Source organism: Cellulomonas biazotea, assembly GCF_004306155.1.
GTDB classification, from domain to species: domain Bacteria; phylum Actinomycetota; class Actinomycetes; order Actinomycetales; family Cellulomonadaceae; genus Cellulomonas; species Cellulomonas biazotea.
Map to the genome: position 1 here is coordinate 1 of NZ_BIMR01000048.1, position 5,580 is coordinate 5,580.

At 74.5% G+C, this 5,580-nt stretch carries 4 protein-coding genes and 1 pseudogene; 4 read left to right on the forward strand and 1 reads right to left on the reverse strand.

Annotation, left to right across the window (positions count from 1 at the left end):
- Positions 1-182, reverse strand: a 182-nt coding sequence (locus CBZ_RS04480) for a hypothetical protein (RefSeq protein ID WP_130780396.1), incomplete at its 3' end; no start/stop codon positions are given.
- 496 nt (positions 183-678) lie between these two features.
- Between CBZ_RS04480 and CBZ_RS04485 the strand changes: the two genes are divergently transcribed.
- The 4 genes and pseudogenes from CBZ_RS04485 to CBZ_RS04500 form a co-directional block, all read left to right on the forward strand.
- Positions 679-2,190 carry a cytochrome ubiquinol oxidase subunit I gene (locus CBZ_RS04485; protein ID WP_130780397.1) on the forward strand — a complete coding sequence of 504 codons (1,512 nt, stop codon included), beginning with the start codon at positions 679-681 and terminating at the stop codon, positions 2,188-2,190.
- 18 nt (positions 2,191-2,208) lie between these two features.
- The gene (cydB, locus tag CBZ_RS04490; protein ID WP_130780398.1) at positions 2,209-3,258 is read left to right on the forward strand and encodes a cytochrome d ubiquinol oxidase subunit II; all 1,050 of its coding nucleotides are present in this window, start codon (positions 2,209-2,211) and stop codon (positions 3,256-3,258) included.
- 1 nt (position 3,259) lies between these two features.
- Positions 3,260-4,951 carry a thiol reductant ABC exporter subunit CydD gene (cydD, locus tag CBZ_RS04495; RefSeq protein WP_130780399.1) on the forward strand — a complete coding sequence of 564 codons (1,692 nt, stop codon included), beginning with the start codon at positions 3,260-3,262 and terminating at the stop codon, positions 4,949-4,951.
- Positions 4,948-5,580, forward strand: a pseudogene (locus CBZ_RS04500) (thiol reductant ABC exporter subunit CydC); the annotation flags it as partial. The gene cydD and the pseudogene CBZ_RS04500, both read left to right, overlap by 4 nt.

Here is a 5,580-nt window from a genome sequence, read left to right on the forward strand (position 1 = left end):
GTGCCGTCCGGCGCGTCCGTGGTGGTCGCGGCCTGCTCGGCGGCGGCCGTGGTCGGCTCGACCGTGTCGGCGGCGGGCGCCGCGACGGTGCGCGTCGCGCGGCGGCGGCGCACCGGGGCGGCGGCCTCACCCCCGGCGGTCGTCGCTGCTGCTGCGTTCTCGGGGGTGTTCTCGGGGGTCACGCGAGGTGCTCCTGGGTACCAGGGATCCCCGCCCACACACGGCGGTCCTTGGTCGGTCGGTCGTCACACACGCCCTCGGCGCGGCGACGGAAGTCGTCGGTCGTGGCTGCGGCACCCGGGCGGCGCCGTCGCCTGCAAGGCCGGTGCGCTCCTGGTCGGAGCGGGGCCGAGCGGCGGCTGGCGCGCGAGACGCGCTGGTGCTGCGAGCTCAAGGGTCTGTGGGCGTTGTGGGCGCCTACGAACCGCCGTCAGTATCGCACAGGCCCCTCGCGGGAGCGCGGTGGGTCCGCGACGTCGGCGCGTCCGCGGGCCGCGCACCGGCGCCGGGACGCCGGACGTGACGGTTTTCACGACGCCACGTCAGCACCCGGGACCTTCGTCCCAGGGGCAGACTGGGGGTGGTTCCTAGCGTTCCCACAGGTCCGCAGCCCACCGTCCGACCGGGCGACGTCGCGGTCCACGAGTCCGCCCGTCCGGCCCACCCTCGGAGAACCACGTGGACGCCCTCGACCTCGCCCGCTGGCAGTTCGGCATCACGACCGTCTACCACTTCATCTTCGTGCCGCTGACGATCGGGCTCGCCCCGCTCGTCGCGATCATGCAGACGATCTGGGTGCGCACGGGCGACGAGCGCTGGCTGCGGCTGACCAAGTTCTTCGGCAAGCTGCTGCTCATCAACTTCGCGATCGGTGTCGCCACCGGCATCGTGCAGGAGTTCCAGTTCGGCATGGCGTGGTCGGAGTACTCGCGGTTCGTCGGCGACGTGTTCGGGGCGCCGCTCGCGATGGAGGCGCTCGCCGCGTTCTTCGTCGAGTCGACGTTCCTCGGCCTGTGGATCTTCGGGTGGGACAAGCTGCCGAAGAAGATCCACCTCGCGTGCATCTGGGCCGTCGCGATCGCGACCAACCTGTCCGCCTACTTCATCCTCGCGGCGAACTCGTGGATGCAGCACCCGGTCGGCTCGACGTACAACCCCGAGACCGGGCGCGCCGAGATGACGGACATCGGCGCGATCCTCTCCAACAACACGCTGCTCGCCGCGTTCCCCCACACCATCAGCGCCGCGTTCCTCACCGCCGGCACGTTCGTCGCCGCGATCGCGGCCTGGTGGATGGTCAAGCTCGTGCGCGCGGGCCGCGCCGACGACGCCCGCAGCATCTACCGCCCCGCGGTGATCCTCGGCGTCGTGACGATGCTGGTCTCCGGGATCGGAGTCGCGGTCAGCGGCGACGCGCAGGCCAAGCTCATGTACGAGCAGCAGCCGATGAAGATGTCGGCCGCCGAGGCGATCTGCCAGACCACCGAGGGCGGCGCGCCGTTCTCGATCCTCGCGATCGGCGACCTCACGGACTCGTGCGAGGGCGTCGCCCACGTCATCGAGATCCCCGGGCTCACGTCGTTCCTCGCGCACGGCGACTTCACGACGCCCCTGCCCGGTGTCGAGAACCTGCAGGCCGAGTACGAGGAGAAGTTCGGCTTCACCGACGCCGGCGGCGAGCCGATCTCCTACCAGCCGAACCTCGCGGTCACTTACTGGTCGTTCCGCCTGATGATCGGCTTCGGCGTCGGGTCTGCCGCGCTCGCGCTCGTCGCCCTGTGGGTCACCCGCAAGGGTCGCGTCTCGGGCAGCCCGTGGGTCTCGCGGCTCGCGATCGTCGCCCTGGGCACACCGTTCCTCGCGTCCGCGTTCGGCTGGATCTTCACCGAGATGGGCCGCCAGCCGTGGGTCGTCGCGCCCAACCCGAACCCGTCGGGGGTCGACGGCGTCTGGCTGCTCACGGCGCGCGGCGTCTCCACCGTGACCGGCCCGGGCACGATCCTCACGTCGCTCGTCGCGTTCACCCTGCTCTACGGCGTGCTCGCGGTGCTCTGGTACAAGCTCATGCACCGCTACGCCGTCGAGGGCGTCGCGGACCGCGAGAAGGACCCGAGCCCCGACAACCCCGACAACCAGCCGGACCCGGACGACCCCTCGTCGGCCGACCGTCCCCTGTCCTTCGCGTACTGAGAACGGGAGCCACCGACCATGGAGCTGTCGACCGTCTGGTTCCTGCTCATCGCCGTCCTGTGGACCGGCTACCTCGTGCTCGAGGGCTTCGACTTCGGCGTCGGGATGCTGCTCGGCATCCTCGGCCGGGGCGACCGGGCCGCCCGCGACCGTGACCGCCGCGTCATGATCAACACCATCGGCCCCGTCTGGGACGGCAACGAGGTGTGGCTGCTCACCGCCGGCGGCGCGACGTTCGCCGCGTTCCCCGAGTGGTACGCGACGCTGTTCAGCGGGTTCTACCTGCCGCTGCTGCTCATCCTGCTCGCGCTCATCGTCCGCGTCGTCGCGTTCGAGTGGCGAGGCAAGATCGACGACGACCGCTGGCGGGCCTGGGCGGACCGCGCGCTCATCGTCGGTTCGTGGGTCCCGGCCGTCCTGTGGGGCGTCGCGTTCGCGAACATCGTGCGCGGTGTCGAGCTCGACGCGTCGCACCAGTACGTCGGCGGGTTCTGGGCGCTGCTCAACCCGTTCGCCCTGCTCGGCGGCGCGACCACCGCGCTCGTCTTCCTCACGCACGGCGCGGTGTTCCTCGCGCTCAAGTCCGACGGCGACGTCCGGGCCCGCGCCGGCGCGCTGGCCGCCCGGCTGTCGGTCGTGACCCTCGGCGTCGCGGGCGTCTGGGCCGTGTGGGCGCAGATCGCGTACTCGGTGCCGTGGACGTGGGCGGCCGTGGTCGTCGCCGCCGGCGCGCTCGTCGTGCTCGTCGGTGCGGCCCGGGCGCGTCGCGAGGGCGTGGCGTTCGTCGCGTCGGCCGTCGCGATCGTCACCGTCGTCGTGCTGATCTTCGGGTCGCTGTTCCCCGACGTCATGCCCGCGTTCGACCCCGCGAACTCGCTGACCACGACCAACGCGTCGTCCACCGACTACACGCTCACCGTCATGACGTGGGTCGCCGCCTTCCTCACGCCGCTCGTGCTGCTCTACCAGGGCTGGACGTACTGGGTGTTCCGCAAGCGGATCAGCGGCTCGCACATCCCGGCGCACACCGGGCTGACGTTCGCGCGAGCGGGAGCGGAGCCGCGCTGACGTGCGCCCCCTCGACCCCCGGCTGCTGCGGTACGCGCGCTCGGCGCGCGGCTACGTCGCGCTGACGGCCGCGCTCGGCGTCCTCACCGCCGCGCTGGTCGTCGCGCAGGCGCTGCTGCTCGCGCACGCGCTGGGCCGGGCGGTGCACGACGGCGCCGACCTCGACGCGATCGGGCCGCTCGTCGCGGGCCTCGCCGCCGTCGTGGCCGCCCGGGTCCTCGTGACCGGGGCGCAGGAGCGCTACGCGCACCGCGCGGCGTCCCGGGCGGTCGGGGAGCTGCGCGACGCGGTCGTCGAGCGGGCCGTCGACCTCGGGCCGCGGTACCTGTCGGCGGGGCACGGTCCGGCGCTCGTCACGCTCGCCACCCGGGGCCTCGACGCGCTCGAGCCGTACTTCGTGCGCTACCTGCCGCAGCTCGTGCTCGCCGCGACCGTGACGCCCGGGACGCTGCTCGTCGTCCTCGGGCTCGACTGGGTGTCGGCCGCGATCCTCGTCGGGACGATCCCGCTCGTGCCCGTCTTCATGGTGCTCGTCGGGCGGCTCACGCAGGGCCGCTCGGAGCGCGGCCTGGTCGTCATGCAGCGGCTCGGCGCCCAGGTCCTCGACCTGCTGGCGGGCATGCCGACGCTGCAGGCGCTCGGCCGCGAGCGCGGCCCGGCCGCGCGCGTGCAGGAGCTCGGCGACGCGCACCGCCGCGCGGCGATGGGCACGCTGCGGATCGCGTTCCTGTCGGGCATGGTCCTCGAGCTGCTGACCACGCTGTCGGTCGCGCTGGTCGCGGTCGGGATCGGCCTGCGGCTCGTCGAGGGGCACCTCGACCTCGTGACGGGCCTCGCGGTCCTGGTGCTCGCGCCTGAGGTGTTCCTGCCGCTGCGACAGGTCGGCGCGCAGTTCCACGCCGCCGCGGACGGCGTGGCCGCGGCCGAGCAGGCGTTCGAGGTGCTCGACCGGCCGGCTCCTCGTGCCGGTGCGGTGGGCTCCCCTGACCTCGCCACGACGACGGTCCGGCTCGAAGGGGTCGGCGTGCGGGCGACGGACGGCCTGGCCCCCGCCGGGCTCGACCTCGCGGTGCGCCCCGGCACCGTCGTCGCGCTGACCGGTCCGAGCGGCGCGGGCAAGTCGACGGCCGTCGAGGTCCTGCTCGGGCTGCTGCCGCCCGACGAGGGCCGCGTGCTGCTCGACGGCCCGGACGGGACGGTCGACCTCGCGGACGTCGACCGGTCGACGTACTGGCCGCAGGTCGCGTGGCTGCCGCAGCGGCCCGTGCTGGAGCCGGGCTCGCTCGCCGAGGTCGTCGGCGGCGACACGACGTCGCGCGAGCGCGCCGCGGCCCTCACCGGCCTCGACGCGGTCGTCGCGACGCTGCCCGCCGGCTGGGCCACCCCGCTGGGCCGCGGCGGCGTGGGCCTGAGCGTCGGGCAGCGCCAGCGCGTCGCCCTCACCCGGGCGCTGCTGTCCCCCGCGCCGCTCGTCGTGCTCGACGAGCCGACCGCCCACCTCGACGCCACGGGCGAGCGCGTCGTGCTCGACACCGTGCGGGCGCTGCGCGACGAGGGCCGGACGGTGCTGCTCGTCGCGCACCGCGCGTCGCTCGCGGCGTGCGCCGACGTCGTGGTCCCGGTGGTCGCGCGCGCCTCTGCGGTCGGCGCCGAACCGACCGGCGTCGACGGCGTCGCGGAGGTGGTCGCGTGAGCACCTCGACCGCGGCCGTCGCGCCGGCGCTCCCAGGGCCCGGGACCACCACGGCCCCGGCCCGCCCACCGCGCGGCACGCTGCGCCGGGCCGTGCGGCTCCTCGACGTCGACCCTCGCCGCGCCGTGCTCGCCGTGCTCCTCGGCACGCTCGCCCTGGGGTGCGCCGTCGCGCTCGCCGCCGTGTCGGCGTGGCTGATCGCGCGTGCGTCCCAGATGCCGCCCGTGCTGCAGCTGTCCGTCGCGACGGTCGCCGTGCGGGCGTTCGGCATCGGCCGCGGCGTGCTCCGCTACCTCGAGCGCCTCGTGTCGCACGACGTCGCGCTCCGCGGCATGACGACCATCCGCACGACCCTGTACGAGCGGCTCGCGAGCGGCCGGACCGCGGCCCTCGCCGGCCTGCGCCGCGGCGACCTCCTCGCCCGCGTCGGCGCGGACGTCGACGCCGTGGGCGACGTCGTGGTCCGCGGGCTGCTGCCCGCGGCCGTCGCGACGCTGCTCGGGGTCGGCACGGTCGTCGCGATGTGCGCGTTCTGGGTGCCGGCGGGGCTCGCGCTCGCCGCGTGCCTGGTGCTCGCGGGCGTCGTCGCGCCGTCGCTGGCCGCCCGGGCGTCGCGGACGACCGAGCGC

Coding starts and splice junctions, on each gene's coding strand:
- cydB (WP_130780398.1), top strand. CDS start 2,209: ATGGAGCTGTCGACCGTCTGGTTCCTGCTCATCGCCGTCCTGTGGACC.